This is a genomic window from Tropicimonas isoalkanivorans (assembly GCF_900112335.1).
GTDB lineage: Bacteria > Pseudomonadota > Alphaproteobacteria > Rhodobacterales > Rhodobacteraceae > Tropicimonas > Tropicimonas isoalkanivorans.
This window is the reverse complement of record NZ_FOLG01000029.1, coordinates 1-16,315: the sequence shown is the minus strand read 5'-3', so window position 1 is coordinate 16,315 and position 16,315 is coordinate 1. Positions and strand designations below refer to the sequence as shown.

Below are 16,315 nucleotides of genomic sequence, written 5' to 3'. Positions count from 1 at the left end.
CTGGGCGGAGACAAGATCGCCTTGATTAACGGCGAAGTGAAGCCGGGCTTGAGAACCGATATGGCGAAAACAGTCGATTTCTCTGGCGAAGCTGCGGAGTGGGATCAGCTACCGCCGCTCCCCTCCGGCCACTCCGGATCCCGGCAGGAAGGAGTCGCTGGTGCTTATGCAGGTCTGGTTGGTGACGCGCTGATTGTTGCCGGCGGCGCGAACTTCCCCGGCGCACGCGACGCCGCAGACAGCGGAAACTGGTTCGCGCATGACGGGCTCTCCAAGACCTGGAACAGCGATGTGTTCATGTTGGCCGATGGCCAGTGGACCCTCATTGGGCAACTTCCCGAAGGTCTTGCCTATGGCGCGAGCTTCAGCCTGCCCGAAGGTGTGCTGATCGTCGGCGGCGAAGACGGGGAACGCAATGCACGGACTGACGTTTTCCTGCTGTCGGTAGAGAACGGTGCCGTCATCACCACCCAGTAGTCCTGGATGCAGTTTCCCGGTTCAGAAAAGCAAGGTCGGCATAGCCGGGAGACTGTCGATCATCATCGTCGCGTACGCCATATGGTCATCGAGAGCTGACTCTATGAAAGTGCGGCTGCAAAGTAGCCAGGTTTGATCTCTCTTTGGCCGTATGCAGCCCGGTCTATTTTAGGCTCAGGACTCATAACCAGAACAGCACAGTAGCGGCGAGAGCGACGGCTGAGAGGAAGACCTTCGGGCATCTGTCGTAGCGGGTCGCTACGCGTCGCCAGTCCTTAAGCCTGCCGAACATGATCTCGATGCGGCTGCGCCGCTTGTATCTCCGCTTGTCGTATTTGACTGGGATCTTGCGCGCCTTGCGGCCTGGAATACAGGCCCTGATCCCCTTGTCCTGCAAGGCTTCGCGGAACCAATCGGCATCATAGCCTCGGTCAGCAAGTAGCCACTGCGCAGCTGGCAGACCGCCCAGAAGGGCTGCCGCGCCAGTGTAATCACTCACCTGACCAGCAGACATGAAAAACCTGATCGGGCGTCCCTTCGTGTCGGTTACCGCGTGGAGCTTGGTGTTCATCCCTCCCTTGGTGCGACCGATCAGGCGCCCGCACCCCCCTTTTTACTCCGCAGGCTTGAGGCCGTGCGGTGCGCTTTCAGGTAGGTCGCATCGATCATGATCGTCGTCGGCTCCACCGCTTCGGCGGCCAGCCCCTCGAATATTCGGGCGAACACCCCCATCTCGCTCCAACGCTTCCAGCGGTTGTAGAGCGTTTTGGGTGGACCGTATTCCTGCGGTGCATCCCGCCAGCGCAAGCCATTGCGATTGATGAATATTATCCCGCTCAGAACTCGACGATCATCGACGCGCGGACGACCATGGCTCTTCGGAAAGAACGGCCCGAGACGCGCCATCTGCTCGTCGCTCAGCCAGAAAAGATTACTCACCACACCCTCCTATAGTTGGAGAGCGTGAATCACGCCGCCAGTGGCCCCGCAAGCCGATTAATGGGTCCTGAGCCTAAGCGATTTCGAACGGTCGTGTTCGACTGATCCGAACAGGGCAGGAACATTTCGATCAATCGAGCGGCTTCCCGAAACGAGTGCCTCGCCCCCAATTCAGCCTGCAGGCGCCGAAGTTCGGGAGTCGCACGGTCAGAGAACAGTCCGGCAAGTGGTGACTGCGGCCCAGATTTCGCGGTCCAAGCCGGTTGGCATAAGCAGCGTCGAAGCCTTGGCCACTTCACCTGTATTCGCCCGAAAAGAGTGTCGAGAATTCGGCCTCGATCATCATGGATCGCGCGTTGTTCGGCACAGCCATCGCATTTCCTACGAGCCTCTATTGCTTCACCGACCTGATCTTGCACAATCGCTTCCTGCAACCGCCCCAACAAGGTTTTTGCGTCGTCGAGGAGAAGGCCCAAATTCTCGGAACAAAACTCGTCCGGCGCACGGTTAAGTCGAGCGATATTGCGCCTTTTGGTTTCTCCATCTTCAAGCGTCGTCTCGACAAAAATGCTTACATCCATGGTGGGTCCCGCCTTGTTCCGAAACCTTACCCTACCACGTCGACCACCAGGTTTTGCCCACTCCCCAACCTTTCAGGAACGGCGTGGTTCCGGCCGTCAGATAGCGCGAGTAGGAAACCGCTTGGTGAAAGGAATGGACTTCAAGATCCGTCAGGCCATCGCATCCACGTTCCGCGAGCGTTCGGCCAGCTCGGTCATGAAATCGTCGGACCCGTAGATGTTGTCCAACGCTTCGTCGAGCTTGCGCGCCGCCTCATCATTGCCGAGTGCCTCGGCGAATGCCTTGGCCGTGCCGAACCCGGCGATGCCGTAATGGCACATGCGCTGGTATTGCGCGATGATCGCCACGTCGAGCGCGGCACCGCTCATGTCACTGTCGAGCGCGTGCTTCCGGGCCTCCTTCACGAGCCCTTCCATACCCTTGCAATGCTCTTTCTTCACATCGGCACCGGTGTCCTCGAGCACGGATTTCAGAAGGCGGGTATGCTGGTCGATCCCGTCCTTGGCCGAACTCAACCGGTCGGCCAGCTTGCTGTTGGATGCCTTGTCGGCCATCGCCGACACCACCTTCGACATCTGGTCGTTTGCGGACCAGAGATCCTGTAGTTCATCGATATAAAGGTCTTTCAACGTTGTCATCTTATGCTCCTTTCACGGTCGGCAGTGCCGACGCATTGGTTTGAGTGGGTGCGGGCAGACGATCCACAGGGACCGGACAGGCCCGCATGCCGGGGCCAGCGGGGACATTTGCTGACCCCTTGCCCGGCAGCAGCGTGTCAAGGTGGGAACATGGCATCGTTGCTGCCGAAGCTATCGAGGCGGATATCAGCCGCTCCGAATTCCTGAACTTCTCCAGTATTTCAATATGCTGCGGGAGATCCCGCACATGCAGGCGGAAGCGGGCGGGCACCTGCGGCGGCCAGGGGCCCAGCGTCTTGCCGCTGGCCTGCGTGACCAGCCAGTCCGCCGGCGGCAGGCAATCGTCGATCAGGTAATCTAGGCCCCCGATCCGCGCCTTCAGCGCGTCGGACATGCCCCCCGCCGCGCGTCCGATCAGGCGGCACGAGGCCTGCACCGTCACATCGTCGGCGTGACGGACCCGGCAACCCGCCGCGCGGAGCGCGCGGACGATCCGGCGGTCTTCGCCGCAACGAACGGGCGCGAACCCGCCTCCTGCCAGATAGGCCGCGCGTGTGAACCCGAGGCTCGCCCCCGCCGCTTCGCCGTGGGTGTCGCCGATATCCGCACATCCGGGCGCGTGGCGGGCGTAGATGTCCTGCACCAGGGCCCTATAGGTGCCTTCCAGTTCGGCGAGGTGGGGGTCCATGCCATCGAGGATATCTGCCTCGCCCGCGATCAGATCGACCTTGCCGCAGACAGCGTCCGCCGTCTTCAGGTGGGCAAGGTTCTGCGCGATCCAATCCGGGGCGACGATGCAATCGGCGTCGGTGGTCAAAAGGTAGCGCAGCGCGGGCATGGTCTGCAGGGCGTGATCGCATCCGATCCGCCGGGCGGTGCCGACACCCTCCCGTGAAGGCAGTGTCCGTTCCAGCACCGTCAGGTCCAGGTCATGCCGCGCGGCGATGTCGTGGGCCACGCTGCCGGTGCGGTCGGTGGTGTTGTTGAGCACCAGGATCACCACCGCGTTGCCTTGTCCGGCCAGGGCGGTGAGACAGGCACCGATCCGGGCTTCCTCGTTGCGGGCCGGGATGACGATGGCGGTGTCTTTTGCGGCGGGGCGGGTCATGTCGTGCCCTTCGCCAGTCCGCGGTCGATGCGATACCCGTCGGTCTGCGCCACGCAATCGAACTCATGCGTGTCCAGCGCCGCCGTGAAGATCGCCAGCGCCTCTTCGCCCTGCAAATCATGGTCGGTTTCGCCAAGCCAACTCACGCAGAGCACCTCCGCCTTCGGCCAGGCGCTAGCGATATCCAATGCCAGTGTGCGCAAGCTGCTCTCATCGAGGAAATAGAGGATCTCGGACAGGATCAGCAGGTCGAAATCGCCCCTTGGCAGCGGACAAGGGTAAAAGTCGTGGATGAAGGTGGCATCCGGCACGGCACGGCGCGCTGCCTCGATCGCGATGGCCACCGCATCTATGCCGGTATAGCGGTCACAGATGTCCACCAGATGCTGTGCAAGCTGCCCGTTGCCGCAGCCCAGCTCGAAGGCCGAGGCGTAGCGGGGCCGCGTCAGCGCCGCCCGCGTCGCGGCGAACTTGGCCTGTTCGTAACCGCTGTGCTCGAAATCCCAAGGGTCCGAGGTGTCGGCATAAAGCGCGTACAGGTGATCGCGGCCCACACCCATCACGGCATCCTCCAGAAGATCTCGTCTTCGGTCACGAATTTCTCGATGAACCCTGCCGGAAGAATGAAGCCCGATGGATCATCGGTGACGACCCTGCCCAGTTGGCTTCGATGCGCATGGATTGCCGCGCGTTTCCTGTCGCGCAGGTCCTCCGGGGGCACGCACACTGGGGCGTGACGGGTGGCGGTCTGGCGGAAATCGGGATCGTCCCAGCGGCACCAGACGGGATAGCTGTAGAACGCCCACTCCGGGCGGCGGCGGCGCAACGCGCCGGCGAACCGCGCCGTCGCCTGGTGGTCTTCGTGGTGATCCTCGGCGGCGGGCACGAAGACATGGCGCGCGCCATGACCTTCGATGATCTGTTCCAGCCTGGCGGCAACCTCTGTCGCATCGGCCTGATAGAGACGGCTGTCGGCCATGCCCAGCCAGGTCAGATCGCGCGCGGAACCGCCGAGACATTCGATGGCCGCTACCATCTCCGCACGTCGCTGGCGGGCCAGCCGCCGGGGCGTCCATTGGCGAGAACCGGGGTGGCTCGCACTGCCATCCGTCAGGCAAATGACATGCGCGCCGGCGCCTGCGAAACCTCGCGCTAGAAGTGCGCCGCAGCCGATGGATTCATCGTCGGGATGCGGGGCCAAGACGACGAGGCTTTCGCGACCCTCGAACACGTCCGGCAATAAAGGGAGGTGCGCGACATTCATCCGAACACTCCCCAGATGCGCCCGTCTTCCCCGAGAGCCGTCTGCGCCGCGCGTTGCAGGAACGCATCCCGCGCGGCCTGCCGCAGATAGACCGCCAGATCGCGGGCCATGCGTCCGGTCTCGGAACCGGCCTCGAAATGCCGCAAGCCGATGCTCTGCTCGACGGCCCGGATGGCATCGAGCCCGACCTCCTCGGTAAAGAGCCGGGCCGCGATGGAGGTGGTAACGATGTCGTCCGGCGCGATGTGGCGATCGGCAGCGGCTTCGGCGGCGCGCTCGGTCAGGGCCATGCCGGCCCATGTCCGCATCAGCACATCCATCAGCCGGCCCCTCTGGGCCTCTGCCCCCATGCGGCCTGCGGCGCGAAGCTCTGTCGCGGCCACGTCCAGCAGGCCGACGGTAGCGCCGGCCTGCAAGGCCGCGATCCGCCAAACACCGCCGACGAAATGCGGCTCCTTCAGGTAATCGCCGGAGTCGCCGATCCATTCGATCCTGTCGACCGGCAGGCCGGTGAAATCAAAGCTGCCCGAGGCAGTCGCCCGCATCCCCTGCATGTCCCATGCGGACGGGTCCGCGGGGGCGGCGTCCGTCACATCGACCAGCGCCAGCCGCACCTCGGGACCGGAATCGACAGTGACCAGCGCATGGGTCACGGTGCCCAGCCCCGAGGCATAGCACTTGCCGCCCTGCAAACGCTGCCCCGTGGCATCCAGCGTCACCGGCGTCGCGCCATCGGCCCCCCAGACGCCCAGCAGGGCACCCTCGGCGATCTGGCGGTCGACCCGCGCCTCTTGCACCTTCGTTCCATAAAGGCGGACCAGGTGCAGCGCGTTGACATGCCCTTCGAACAGCCTCCCGACGCCGAGGTTCGCAGCGCCCACCTGCATCAGCACCCGGGCGGTGCGGGCGGGATCGGTCGCGCCGTCATCGGTCAGAAGGTCCGCCTGTCGCAGCAGATCGATGGAGCGGCCGATCGGGCGCGCGCCGCGTTCCTCTTCTGCGGCGGCGGCCCGCAGGGCCACCGCGACATCGGACGGCACCGGCCCGGCGGTGGTCGAAGGCGGCAACTCGGCAAGGGGTCTGGAAGCTGTCATGTGCTCTTTACCATCTCCATCTCAGCATGCCTTGCAGCGGCGTGTTCCAGCAGCTGCACCCAGTCCCCGGTGACCCGGCCCAGCCGGAAGGCGGGATTGGCGGTGACCTGCGTTGGCGCACGCCGCCACGCCTGAATGCGCCCAAGGATCTGCGCCGGGTCATGGCCATCCACGCGCTGCGTGGCATCCGCCACGATTTCCGCATTGGCACCCAGCCCATCATGCACCAGCACCGGCGTGCCGACCGCATTGGCCTCGGCCAGCACCAGGCCGAAGGTCTCGGCAAATGTCGTCTGGGGATAGAACAGGCAGAGCGCACGGCGCATCTGCCGGATGAGCGCCCCATGGGACAGGGATCCCAGAAAAACCACGCCCTCGGGCACCGGCCCGGTATCCCAGCGCAGATAGCCCGGATCGGCCACGGCAAGGGTCAGGTTCGGAAGGTCACTGCGCAGGGCGGCGAATTGTTCGAACACCTCGGCCAACCCCTTGTGGGGCGAACTGGCAAAGAGCAGCCGGTCGGGATCGCGGGGCGTGGCGTCGGGGTGCAGATCGTCATCGAGCGGATCGTAGATCACCCGGATGGGCGGCACATCCTCCGCCCCGAGAAACCCCGCAAGCGCACGGGCGTGCGTTTCGGACACGCAGATCACCGTGATGCCGGCAGCCTTCAGCGCCGCGGCCATCTTGCGGTTGTGACGGCCGGGATAGACGTGCAGCCAAAGAAAGATCGGCGTGGCTGGATGCCGCTTGCGCAGCTTGATCGCCACCTTCCAGCGGTTGATGACGATCAGGGCGGCGGGGTTTTGCGCGTCATCGAGGTCTTGCAGGGGCCGCAACGTCCCTGCCTCGGACAGGTGCCTGTTGCTGCGACCCTGCTGATACTGCGTGATCTCGAACCGGGAGCCGAGTGCAGCGGCCACCCGCAGCACCGTCGCTTCGGTGCCGCCAAGACCGCCGGTCCCGAGGTCGGGCAGGTCGTAACCCGCGGCAGAGCACGGATCGACGATTCCCATGGGCGCGCGCGCTGTCTCCTGGTGAAAGGCCTTCATTGCGCGGCCACCCCTGTAGCAGGAACGATGGCGAGGACTTGCGCGACCCGGGCCGACGTGGCGGGCGTGACCGGCATGTCCCGCCGCGCCAGCAGGTCGGGCCGGCTGACATGGCTGACGCCGAGGGTCGGGATATCCACCGGCACCGGGGCCACCCTGCCGTTCTCCCACCACACCTCGACCTTGGCCCAGACCTTCTGCCGGTCCGCCCTGCGCCGGGCGCTGTCGTAATCCGAGACCGTCGATTGCGTCAGGCTGTCGGGCGTCTCGATCTTGGTCAGCAACAGTTCCGGCACGATCCAGACGATCTCGCCGTTCAGGATCAGCCGGTTGCGGAACTCGCGGTCCTCCTCGATGCAATCCTCGAACCCGCCGAGACGGCGGAACACATCCGCGCGGAACAGGCCGGAGTTGATGTGCGTCCACTCCCCCGGCACCTGCGCGCCCATCTGAAGGTTCGGGAACACGTCATCGAGCAGGGACAGGTCGCGCCGGATCTCGACGCGCCGCCCGTCCGGCAGGATCAGTTCGTGGTGGGTGAGCGCGGCGCTGACCTCCAGCCGCTGCCCCGCTTCCTTGCCCGCCAGTTGCCAGTTCAGGCAGTCGTCGGCACCGATATCCTGCGCGGTCAACACGCGCACCTGGTGCAGAACCTTGTCGCGGTGCGGGATGTCGTCGGAATCGTGGAAGGTGACCGCATCGCCCGCGGTCAGCAGCAGGCCCGCGTTCTTGGCATTGGCGGTGCCGAGGTTCTGCGACAGCCGGATGTAGTTGAAACGCGGATCGGCCAGGAAGCACCGCACCGCGTCTTCGGTCGCGTCGGTGCTGGCGTCGTCGATCACCGTGACGCGGATGTTCCACCAGCTTTGTTCGAGTGCCGCGCGGATGGCCCCGACGATCAGATGAGCGCGGTTCCAGGTCGGGATGACGATATCGACCAGGGGGGCCAGCGGATCGGATGTCATGCGGAAACCTCCTTCACAGGTGAGGCGATGGTGGCACGATAGGCGCGCAGGCTCCTGTCGGTCAGCAGCGCGGCGGGCAACGGCAGCAGGAGCGCCAGCAGCGCGGCGCGGATCAGCGGCTCCGCAGGGTGCCCGCCGAGCAGCAGCAGGAGCGCGGTGAGGAAAACCATGAGGTGACAGATGGACAGGGAACCGGCGCCCTTGCCGCCCGATTTGTCGGTGACCACGAATTTCAGGCGGCAGCCCGCGAGCGCATCGAAGGTCGCCTTAGCCGATTGCGGCGCCAGCGCGATGCGACAGGCCAGCGCGTGGAGGATGACCGGAAGGGCCTGCCCGTCGCGCAACCCGCGCGCCACGACGCGTGAAACGATGTCGCAAAGCGCGAGCAGGATGGCCACCGCAGCCAGCGCGGCGGCGACCGTATGCCCCTGCCCGGTCAGCAGCCAGACCGTCAGCAGCGCGAAAGGCACGAGGGCGAGGCTGAACCATGCAGTCAGTTGCGTGAGGATCACCAGCCGCTTGTGCAGCTCGAACTCGCCCGCGGGGGTGAGGATCGTCCGCCCATGCCGCAGCAGGATCTGGACGTTGCCGCTGCACCAGCGATAGCGCTGCCTTTCGAGATCGCGCAGCGACAGCGGCAGCAGCCCCTTGCCCACGACCCGGTTGATGAACCGGCCCGCGAAGCCCGCGTGGCAAAGCCGCACGCCCAGGTCCGCATCCTCGGTCGTGGTGGCGCCCGACCACCCGCCGACGGAAACCAGCGCAGTCTTCGAAATCACGCAGAGCGTGCCGGTCAACAGCACCGCCTCTGCCTCATCGGCGGCGGCGGCATTGGTGCGGAAATATTCCTCAAGCTCGGCATCCACGCCCGGTGCGGTGGTCGTCGTGGCGACATAGGATTGCGGAAACTGCACGTAATCCGCCCCGGTCCGGTGCAGCGCCTCCGCCGCGCGGCGCAGGAAATCGCGGTCGACCACGTAATCCGCATCGACGGTGACCACATGGGTCGCATCGTCGCGCGTATGCGCCAGCGCGATGTTGAGCGCGCCGGCCTTGGCACCCTTGACACCCGTCCGGTGCAGGAAGGCGATCCGGCCCGGATGCGCGGCGCAAAACCTCTTCACCGGCTTCCACAGCGCGGGATCGGCGGTGTTGTTGTCCATCACGACGATCTCGTAGGCATCCGACGGCCAATCCTGATCCAGCAGGGCCTGCAGGGTGCGGATCACCAGCCGGGGCGGTTCCGCATGGGTCGCGACATGGATTGAAAAACGCGGGCTGGCGAAGTCCTGCCGACCCGTCGCCAGCCGGGCGGTCAGACAGGCAACAAATGGCCGAAGGCCCATCAAACCGATCTGAACCACGATGATGACCGCACAGAGGAACAGACCGACCGCCGGGAGGACGGCAGACAGAATGAGTATTCCCCAGATGATGACAGCCCGCAGTTCCACATTCGCCCCCAAGCGTTAGTTAAGTAGCAATAAAATTTTTCGATCAGTAGCTTGTTAGATTTCGACGCTACCGACGGTCCAACAAATTTCGTTGCTCGTTGGTTCCCACGTCGGATGATTCATCGCCGACGCGGGTGTGCCAAAGATGCGCGACACCGCCAAACCATGCTTTCAACTGGATTGAATTCCGTCGCGGCGGTCAGTCGTGCGGAAACCAGGAGGTATCCATGTCGGCATAGCGATCATGGAAATCCGTAAGTTCGATCATCGCATCTTCCCGAAGGATCTGGAGCCGATTCTGATCGCGGTGAATATAGCCATCCTCTTCCATCCGGATGAAGGTCTTGCTGATGTAGACATTGGTCAGGCCGAGGTAATCAGCGATCTGGCTCTGCGTCATCGGCAGGCGGATCGTGTCGGTCATGCCCGGATTGGTGATCCGGAGACGGGATATGAGATCCAGCAACATGTAGCTGACCCGTTCCTGCGCACTCATCCGGCCCATTGCGCGGAGAAGATCGATCAAAACAACCTGGTCGCGAAGTGCTATCGATAGCAAAAGTGCTGAAAGCTTCGGAGACTCGCGCAGGATCTCGTCCAGCGACGATTTCGGAAATGGGCAGAGGCATACATCCTCGACCGTGCGCAAGGTCGTCGTCACATGTTTCAGGGCGACATCCGGAAAGCCGATGATGTCGCCGGGATGATGGATCTTGACGATCTGGCGGCGGCCATCGGGCAGATCGGTATAGCTGAAGGCCCAGCCGTGTTTCACGACATAGAGGTCCTTGTTCTCGTCACCGCCCTGATACACCTCATGTCCGGCATCGAATGTGCGCTCTGCCTTTTCAAGGGTGGCCAGCCTTGCGCAATCCGCCTGGGACAGCGAGACGTAATGAGACAGCTTGGTGACGAGGCAACTGGATGTGCTGGACATGACGGCTCCCTTATTTGTTTCCCCGGATATGCAGCCAGTCGAAGAGGTTGAGAACCACGAAGATCAGCACCGAGATGAACGCCGCCTCCTTCAGGTAACCTAGCCCGCATGCGATGCCGATCGACCCCACCGCCCAGATGGCGGCCCCGCTGCGCACCCCTTTCAGCCGCCCGTTGTCCCGCGGCGACATGATCGCCCCCGCCCCGAGGAAACCGATACCTCCGACAATACCCTGGATCAAACGGGTGGGATCGATCGACATGGCCTCATCCTCGGCCATACCGCTCAGGGCAAAATTAAGGGTGACTGCCATCAAGGCGGCAGAGCCAATGGCGACCAGGACGTAAACTCCGGCACCCAGCGGCTTTCCCTTGATCTCACGATCAAGCCCGACGACCAATCCGCATGCGCCGGAAAACAGGACGCGGAGTATGAACTCATTGAAATCGACCATTATCGAAAACTTACTCCTCAAATTGTCGTCATCAGCTTTCTTTAGCTGTATTTGTAAGTATCGGGTTTAATCTGCATTGAGAAACGGTATGCGGCATACGGCTATGGTCGCATGTCGGACCGGCGCCCCCCGATGAAAAGAGACCTTTCCGACAGGAGGAAACACGGATGTTTTTTGACGGATCCGTCATTGATGCCCTTGCCAAGGGTGTCCTGCTGAGCGCGGTCGGCATTGCCTGGATCATCCTGCTGGTCCGCGTAGTCGGATTGCGATCATTCTCGAAAATGACGAATTTCGACTTCGTCATGACTGTTGCCATGGGCTCGCTTCTGGCCGGGGCGTCTCAGTCGCAGGAATGGACGGGATTTCTTCAGACGCTGACGGCGATGGCCAGCCTCTTTGCCGTCCAGTATGGCGTCTCGCGGCTGCGACGCTGGTCGCCGCGACTCGACGCGCTGGTTCAGAATACGCCGGTCCTGCTGATGAAGGACGGCGTCATCCTGCACGATGCCTTGCGCGCGACGCGTGTTGCCGAGGAAGACTTGATCGCAAAGTTGCGGGAGGCCAATGCGCTTGATTTCTCATCCGTTCGTGCCGTGGTGCTGGAGACAACCGGCGATATCTCGGTGCTGCACGGCGATCATGTGGACGAGGCCCTGTTCAAGAAGGTTGCCGACGCCTGAAATGGAAACCGATGCCTTCTTCGAATTCAGCACCTATCACCTGACCCTCGCGGTGGCGGGATGCATCGTGATCCTGGCGCGCTGGTTTCCGCGGCTGGTCTCCTCGCGGGAACCGGCGGCCGCCCCGCTGATGATCCTGCTCGGGGCCGCGGCGGTCCTCACGGTCCCCGGCCTGCCCGCACCTCCCGACCCGCGCAGCGCCCCCCTGCTGTGGGAGGTCGTGGCGGAAATCACCGTCATCGTCGCGCTCTTCGCCGCCGGAATGCGGGTCGACAGCCTCGGTCCGCCGCGGAAATGGGGACCGACGCTGCGGCTGCTCGTGATCGGGATGCCCCTGACAATCGCGGCGGTCGCGCTCTTGGGCGTGGTTCTGGGTGGTCTGACCGCCGGCGCCGCGCTTCTGCTGGCCGCCGTATTGGCTCCGACCGACCCGGTTCTCGCCGCCGATGTGCAGATCGCGCCGCCGCAGGAGGGAAAGGAGCATCCGGTGCGGTTTGCCCTGACTACGGAGGCCGCGCTGAACGACGGGCTGGCCTTTCCCTTCGTCTACCTCGGCCTGATCGTCATCGCACAGGGTCTGGCCCCCGGCGACTGGGGCCTGCGCTGGCTGCTGGAAGACGTGATTTACCGGATTTTCATCGGGGCCGCGATGGGCTGGGCCGGGGGTTGGCTGCTGGGCCAGATCCTGTTCAACCTGCCAAAGGAAACGCGGCTGGCTGACACCGGATCGGGGGTGATCGCGATTGCCGGGGTGTTCCTGTGCTATGGCTCCACCGAACTGATCGAGGGCTACGGTTTCATCGCCGTGGCCGTCATGGGCCTGTCGCTGAGGCGTATCGAGAGCGAACACCGTTATCATCGGCAGCTGCACGATTTCTCGGAATCCATCGAACACGCCCTGACGGCGCTTTTGCTGATTGCCCTGGGTGGGCTGCTCCCCGCTCTTGCAGCGGACCTGACCTGGAACCATGTCGCCATCGCGGTGCTGCTGATCGTGGTGCTGCGCCCGCTGGCGGGATGGCTATCCCTGGCGGCAAGCACGTTGGCCCGTTCCGACCGGGCGGTGGTTGCCGTCTACGGGGTGCGCGGGATCGGGTCGATCTATTATCTCGCCTATGCGACCAGCCATGCCGATCTGCCGCATCTCTCTGACCTGTGGATCATCACCGCGCTGACGATTTTCCTGTCGACCGTCCTGCACGGTTTCTCGGTGGGGTGGAGCATGGAAAAGATCGGTCGCTAAGGATCACGGAACCCCATGCAGGTGCCGTGAATTTTGCTCGGAATGCTCATGAAAGCAGGAAAGGGCCGCCATGTCGCTGTTCATCGGACTTCTCGGAGCCATATGTCTGATCGTTACCATGACGGATTTCCTGATCACGACGGTCGGGACGAACGATAGCAGCCCGATTGCGATACGTGTGGCCCGGACCGCGTTCCGCCTGTTCAGGCAATTGCCTGACACAGACATCAAGCACAAGATCATCGGCCCGCTGGTCGTGACAACCGTGGCCACATGGTGGATCCTGGGCGTAAATCTGTCTTGGGCAATGATCTTTTACGGCATCACAGGGTCAGTTGTAGACCAGAGCAGCGGGTTGCCGGCAAGCCCGGTCGGATTCATATCACACGTCGGTCATCTCCTCTCGACGGTTGGAGGTGGCACGACATCGCCTGCGACGTCGAGTATCTCACTTTTAGGTGTGGTGGTCGGTGTGAATGGCATGGTTGTCCTGACGCTCGGCGTGAGCTTTGTCGTGACGACCACTCAAACGGTCGTCCACGGGCGCAAGCTTCTACTATATCTTCACGCCGCCGAGGACGATAACATCTTGCTTTTGAAAGATTTAGCAGGATTGACCGCCGAATTGAACGCCGCTCCCTTTGCGCTATTTTTCAGTCATCAGGATCAAGAAATGAGGGTTCCGGAGAGACTGACAGAAGTGCTTGCCCATAGGCTTGATGACGCGGAGACAGACTGGGCACATCTAGCCCGGGCACTGCCTTATTTCCGGCAATATTCCGGACCCGACGTCTCATCAAAGCTGCAGGAATGGCTCAGGGATTTCTCCGCCCGCCATATGCCGTGATCCGACAGTATAAAAGTAGATTATCCGCGCTGCCAAAACCTCATTTTCCCGCAAGCCTGGATGAAATCCGCACAGTCGTCCTTGCCCTCGAGTCGGAATACGCCGTCGTCAAAATCGTCAACCCCTGCCGCATGAAACAGCTTCTCGGCCTCGCCGGTGAGCGCGATGAACTTCGCATGCGCGAACGCGTCGGCGGCAAATCCCTTGGCCGGATGCATGGTTGCCAGCTTTTTTACCCCGTCTGCCGGTGCCATCACAGCGACAGCATCGTAGAGCACGGACGGCCCGCCATCTATTTTCTGATCCGCCGACACGCTTTTACCGTCGGACGTCTTGATGCCGCCGATCGTGGGGGCGATGATTTCCACCATGCCGCCCACGTCTTTCACCGCCTGTTGCAATGAGGCGAGCAGGCCCCCATCGATACCGTCGGTTACAAGGATGCCAAGTTTCCGACCCTTGAAGCTATCCGGTCCGTTCTTGAGGATCGACAGCGCATCCGATGGCTTGAGCCCTTCAACCATATCGCGCCGCGGCGCATCCGGTTCCGGCATTTCGTCAAAACCCAGCCCATCCGAGACAGTCTGAGCAAGATCCGTATCGATATTTGGCAAGTGGGCTACGACACGCTTGCGGATATCCAGCACCTCGCATTTCGACAGTTCGAAGATGAGCGCGTCGGCAATGTGGCCCTGCTCCACCTCTGTCTGGCTTTGATAGAACTGGCGGGCCTGACTGTAATGGTCCGCGAACAGCTCCGCACGAACCTTCCGTTTCTCGCCCTCAATCGCTTCGGGATAGGTGGTGAACCCGCCTTCCGCATCTGCCCGCGGGCCGCCATCCTTCCAGCTGTTGGGCTCATAATTGGCGCGCCCAGCCGGGTTGTACATCGCCATGTGTCCGTCCTGCTGGAAATGCGCAAAGGGACATTTCGGCGCATTGACGGGGATATGGGTAAAGTTTGGACCACCCAGACGTTTGATTTGTGTGTCGAGATAGGAGAAATTCCGCCCCTGCAGCAGCGGGTCGTTGGTAAAGTCGACGCCCGGCACGATGTTCTGGGTGCAAAACGCGACCTGTTCCGTCTCGGCAAAGAAGTTGTCGACCACGCTGTCCAGCACAAGCCGCCCGATTATACGCACGGGCACGTCCTCTTCGGGGATCAACTTGGTCGCATCCAGCACATCGAAGTCGAACGTGTCGGCAAAGGCGTCGTCAAACACCTGCACGCCCAGTTCCCATTCCGGGAAATCGCCCGCTTGAATGGCTCCCCACAGGTCGCGTCGGTGAAAGTCGGGATCGGCGCCATTGATCTTGACCGCCTCGTCCCACAGGACCGATTGCAGACCCTGCTTGGGTTTCCAGTGGAACTTGACGAAATGGCTCTCCCCCTCCGCGTTGACGAAGCGGAATGTGTGAACTCCGAACCCCTCCATGAACCGGAACGACCGCGGAATGCCCCGGTCCGACATGGTCCACATGACCATGTGCATGGCTTCGGGCATGAGCGAGATGAAATCCCAGAAGTTGTCATGCGCCGATTGCGCCTGTGGAAAGGCGCGATCAGGCGCTTCCTTGACCGAATGCACCAGATCGGGAAACTTCATCGCGTCCTGGATGAAGAACACCGGGATGTTGTTGCCGACGATGTCCCAGTTGCCTTCCTCGGTATAGAGTTTCACGGCAAATCCGCGTGCATCGCGGGCCAGATCCATCGACCCCTTGTTGCCCGCCACGGTCGAGAACCGGACGAATGCCGGCACCTTGCGGCCCTTCTCCTGCAAAAGATGCGCGGACGTAAGCTCCGGGATCGCGTCGGTTGTCTCGAAATATCCGCGCGCGCCATAGCCCCGGGCATGCACCACCCGCTCGGGGATACGCTCGTGGTCGAAATGAAACATCTTCTCGCGGAAATGGAAGTCCTCGAGCAAGGCTGGACCCCGCGGCCCCGCTTTCAACGTGTTCTGATTGTCCGAAACCGGCACACCCTGCGCTGTGGTCAAACGCGCGCCATCGGATGACTGCTGATGCGTTTCGCCGCCTTGCCCCGTTTTTTCGGGACGCTCAGTCGTCTCATTTGATTTCTGCGTTTCGATTGAGGGACGAAATTGCGGTGATTTTTCAGACATTTGTGTTTCTCCAAGGGATTGGTGCGCGCGCAGACAGGCTAATATCGACCAAAGCAGATCCTACGCCGGTTAATATTCCATAGCTTCCATCTAGATTGATGCGACGAGACGTAAAGTCATGCCTACCAATCTGATTGAAAGCCGTCTGTGACCTCAAACGAACGTCCGAGCTTGTCTCGAGCGTCGGAAGATCTGCCAGACCGCCCACCCTCCTTCCAAACTGGAAAAATCCATGGAATTTGTCTCGATCGACCTCTGTGCCGTCAATCTTGAACCGGTGGTGCCGGATTTGCAGGTTTGGCTTGCTGCACTGGAAATGCGGGTCGCACAGACGGTGGCTCGGGGCGGTCACATGGGCTCTGTTGCGCAAATCGGGTTGGGGATTCATCTCGTGAATCCAGCATGGTAGCTGGTTGGCATGAGCAGACCGACACCCCCAAGCTACAAGA

The 16,315-nt window shown here is 62.3% G+C and carries 16 protein-coding genes and 2 pseudogenes; 5 read left to right on the top strand and 13 right to left on the bottom strand.

The annotated features are described in order from the left end of the window. Nucleotides 1–477, top strand: a pseudogene (locus BM075_RS24575) (N-acetylneuraminate epimerase); the annotation flags it as partial. Nucleotides 478–658: 181 nt separating this feature from the next. Here the strand turns inward: BM075_RS24575 and BM075_RS23310 are convergent. From BM075_RS23310 to BM075_RS23255, 12 genes and pseudogenes are all read right to left on the bottom strand, one after another. Beyond that, nucleotides 659–1,416, bottom strand: a protein-coding gene (locus tag BM075_RS23310; RefSeq protein ID WP_093363028.1) for an IS5 family transposase whose coding sequence is annotated in 2 segments (ribosomal slippage) — nucleotides 659–1,080 and nucleotides 1,080–1,416 — 759 coding nt in all. Because the reading frame shifts where the segments join, the coding sequence is not laid out codon by codon here. Nucleotides 1,417–1,487: 71 nt separating this feature from the next. Continuing rightward, nucleotides 1,488–1,997 (bottom strand): annotated as a pseudogene (locus BM075_RS23305) (ISKra4 family transposase); the annotation flags it as partial. A gap of 150 nt (nucleotides 1,998–2,147) precedes the next feature. After that, nucleotides 2,148–2,636 (bottom strand): YciE/YciF ferroxidase family protein, encoded by a 489-nt coding sequence (locus BM075_RS23300; protein ID WP_093363027.1) that lies wholly within the window; start codon nucleotides 2,634–2,636, stop codon nucleotides 2,148–2,150. Nucleotide 2,637: 1 nt separating this feature from the next. Beyond that, complete coding sequence (locus BM075_RS23295; protein WP_093363026.1) at nucleotides 2,638–3,744, bottom strand: glycosyltransferase family 2 protein; 1,107 nt, start codon at nucleotides 3,742–3,744, stop codon at nucleotides 2,638–2,640. Continuing rightward, nucleotides 3,741–4,304 (bottom strand): SAM-dependent methyltransferase, encoded by a 564-nt coding sequence (locus BM075_RS23290; RefSeq protein ID WP_093363025.1) that lies wholly within the window; start codon nucleotides 4,302–4,304, stop codon nucleotides 3,741–3,743. Before BM075_RS23290 ends, BM075_RS23295 begins: the two co-directional genes overlap by 4 nt. Next, entirely contained in the window at nucleotides 4,304–5,008 is a 705-nt protein-coding gene (locus BM075_RS23285) for a PIG-L deacetylase family protein (RefSeq protein WP_093363024.1), read from the bottom strand. Before BM075_RS23285 ends, BM075_RS23290 begins: the two co-directional genes overlap by 1 nt. Next, complete coding sequence (locus BM075_RS23280; RefSeq protein ID WP_093363023.1) at nucleotides 5,005–6,102, bottom strand: acyl-CoA dehydrogenase family protein; 1,098 nt, start codon at nucleotides 6,100–6,102, stop codon at nucleotides 5,005–5,007. Before BM075_RS23280 ends, BM075_RS23285 begins: the two co-directional genes overlap by 4 nt. Beyond that, complete coding sequence (locus BM075_RS23275) at nucleotides 6,099–7,154, bottom strand: glycosyltransferase (RefSeq protein WP_093363022.1); 1,056 nt, start codon at nucleotides 7,152–7,154, stop codon at nucleotides 6,099–6,101. Before BM075_RS23275 ends, BM075_RS23280 begins: the two co-directional genes overlap by 4 nt. Beyond that, complete coding sequence (locus BM075_RS23270; protein ID WP_093363021.1) at nucleotides 7,151–8,119, bottom strand: glycosyltransferase family 2 protein; 969 nt, start codon at nucleotides 8,117–8,119, stop codon at nucleotides 7,151–7,153. Before BM075_RS23270 ends, BM075_RS23275 begins: the two co-directional genes overlap by 4 nt. After that, nucleotides 8,116–9,573 carry a glycosyltransferase family 2 protein gene (locus BM075_RS23265; RefSeq protein ID WP_143089943.1) on the bottom strand — a complete coding sequence of 486 codons (1,458 nt, stop codon included), beginning with the start codon at nucleotides 9,571–9,573 and terminating at the stop codon, nucleotides 8,116–8,118. Before BM075_RS23265 ends, BM075_RS23270 begins: the two co-directional genes overlap by 4 nt. A gap of 199 nt (nucleotides 9,574–9,772) precedes the next feature. Next, nucleotides 9,773–10,510 (bottom strand): Crp/Fnr family transcriptional regulator, encoded by a 738-nt coding sequence (locus BM075_RS23260; protein WP_093363019.1) that lies wholly within the window; start codon nucleotides 10,508–10,510, stop codon nucleotides 9,773–9,775. A 10-nt stretch (nucleotides 10,511–10,520) separates the two neighbouring features. Continuing rightward, nucleotides 10,521–10,964, bottom strand: a complete 444-nt coding sequence (locus BM075_RS23255; RefSeq protein WP_093363018.1) for an MgtC/SapB family protein — start codon at nucleotides 10,962–10,964, stop codon at nucleotides 10,521–10,523. A gap of 167 nt (nucleotides 10,965–11,131) precedes the next feature. On the opposite strand from BM075_RS23255, the gene BM075_RS23250 reads away from it, so the two are divergent. The 3 genes from BM075_RS23250 (at nucleotide 11,132) to BM075_RS23240 (ending at nucleotide 13,737) form a co-directional block, all read left to right on the top strand. Beyond that, complete coding sequence (locus tag BM075_RS23250; RefSeq protein ID WP_093363017.1) at nucleotides 11,132–11,647, top strand: DUF421 domain-containing protein; 516 nt, start codon at nucleotides 11,132–11,134, stop codon at nucleotides 11,645–11,647. Nucleotide 11,648: 1 nt separating this feature from the next. Then, a complete protein-coding gene (locus BM075_RS23245; protein WP_093363016.1) occupies nucleotides 11,649–12,890 on the top strand; it encodes a cation:proton antiporter in 1,242 nt (413 codons plus the stop codon). 70 nt (nucleotides 12,891–12,960) lie between these two features. Then, entirely contained in the window at nucleotides 12,961–13,737 is a 777-nt protein-coding gene (locus BM075_RS23240; protein WP_093363015.1) for a hypothetical protein, read from the top strand. Between the two features lie 20 nt (nucleotides 13,738–13,757). Here the strand turns inward: BM075_RS23240 and BM075_RS23235 are convergent, their stop codons facing one another. After that, nucleotides 13,758–15,866: a catalase gene (locus BM075_RS23235; RefSeq protein ID WP_093363014.1), complete on the bottom strand. Its 2,109-nt coding sequence runs from the start codon at nucleotides 15,864–15,866 to the stop codon at nucleotides 13,758–13,760. A gap of 232 nt (nucleotides 15,867–16,098) precedes the next feature. On the opposite strand from BM075_RS23235, the gene BM075_RS24570 reads away from it, so the two are divergent. After that, entirely contained in the window at nucleotides 16,099–16,275 is a 177-nt protein-coding gene (locus BM075_RS24570) for a hypothetical protein (RefSeq protein WP_177208466.1), read from the top strand. Nucleotides 16,276–16,315 lie beyond the last annotated feature (40 nt).

Excerpts from the sequence above, each read along its gene's own strand:
- BM075_RS23300 (WP_093363027.1), bottom strand. The coding sequence starts at position 2,636 with ATGACAACGTTGAAAGACCTTTATATCGATGAACTACAGGATCTCTGG.
- BM075_RS23295 (WP_093363026.1), bottom strand. The coding sequence starts at position 3,744 with ATGACCCGCCCCGCCGCAAAAGACACCGCCATCGTCATCCCGGCCCGC.
- BM075_RS23290 (WP_093363025.1), bottom strand. The coding sequence starts at position 4,304 with ATGGGTGTGGGCCGCGATCACCTGTACGCGCTTTATGCCGACACCTCG.
- BM075_RS23285 (WP_093363024.1), bottom strand. The coding sequence starts at position 5,008 with ATGAATGTCGCGCACCTCCCTTTATTGCCGGACGTGTTCGAGGGTCGC.
- BM075_RS23280 (WP_093363023.1), bottom strand. The coding sequence starts at position 6,102 with ATGACAGCTTCCAGACCCCTTGCCGAGTTGCCGCCTTCGACCACCGCC.
- BM075_RS23275 (WP_093363022.1), bottom strand. The coding sequence starts at position 7,154 with ATGAAGGCCTTTCACCAGGAGACAGCGCGCGCGCCCATGGGAATCGTC.
- BM075_RS23270 (WP_093363021.1), bottom strand. The coding sequence starts at position 8,119 with ATGACATCCGATCCGCTGGCCCCCCTGGTCGATATCGTCATCCCGACC.
- BM075_RS23260 (WP_093363019.1), bottom strand. The coding sequence starts at position 10,510 with ATGTCCAGCACATCCAGTTGCCTCGTCACCAAGCTGTCTCATTACGTC.
- BM075_RS23255 (WP_093363018.1), bottom strand. The coding sequence starts at position 10,964 with ATGGTCGATTTCAATGAGTTCATACTCCGCGTCCTGTTTTCCGGCGCA.
- BM075_RS23250 (WP_093363017.1), top strand. The coding sequence starts at position 11,132 with ATGTTTTTTGACGGATCCGTCATTGATGCCCTTGCCAAGGGTGTCCTG.
- BM075_RS23245 (WP_093363016.1), top strand. The coding sequence starts at position 11,649 with ATGGAAACCGATGCCTTCTTCGAATTCAGCACCTATCACCTGACCCTC.
- BM075_RS23240 (WP_093363015.1), top strand. The coding sequence starts at position 12,961 with ATGTCGCTGTTCATCGGACTTCTCGGAGCCATATGTCTGATCGTTACC.
- BM075_RS23235 (WP_093363014.1), bottom strand. The coding sequence starts at position 15,866 with ATGTCTGAAAAATCACCGCAATTTCGTCCCTCAATCGAAACGCAGAAA.
- BM075_RS24570 (WP_177208466.1), top strand. The coding sequence starts at position 16,099 with ATGGAATTTGTCTCGATCGACCTCTGTGCCGTCAATCTTGAACCGGTG.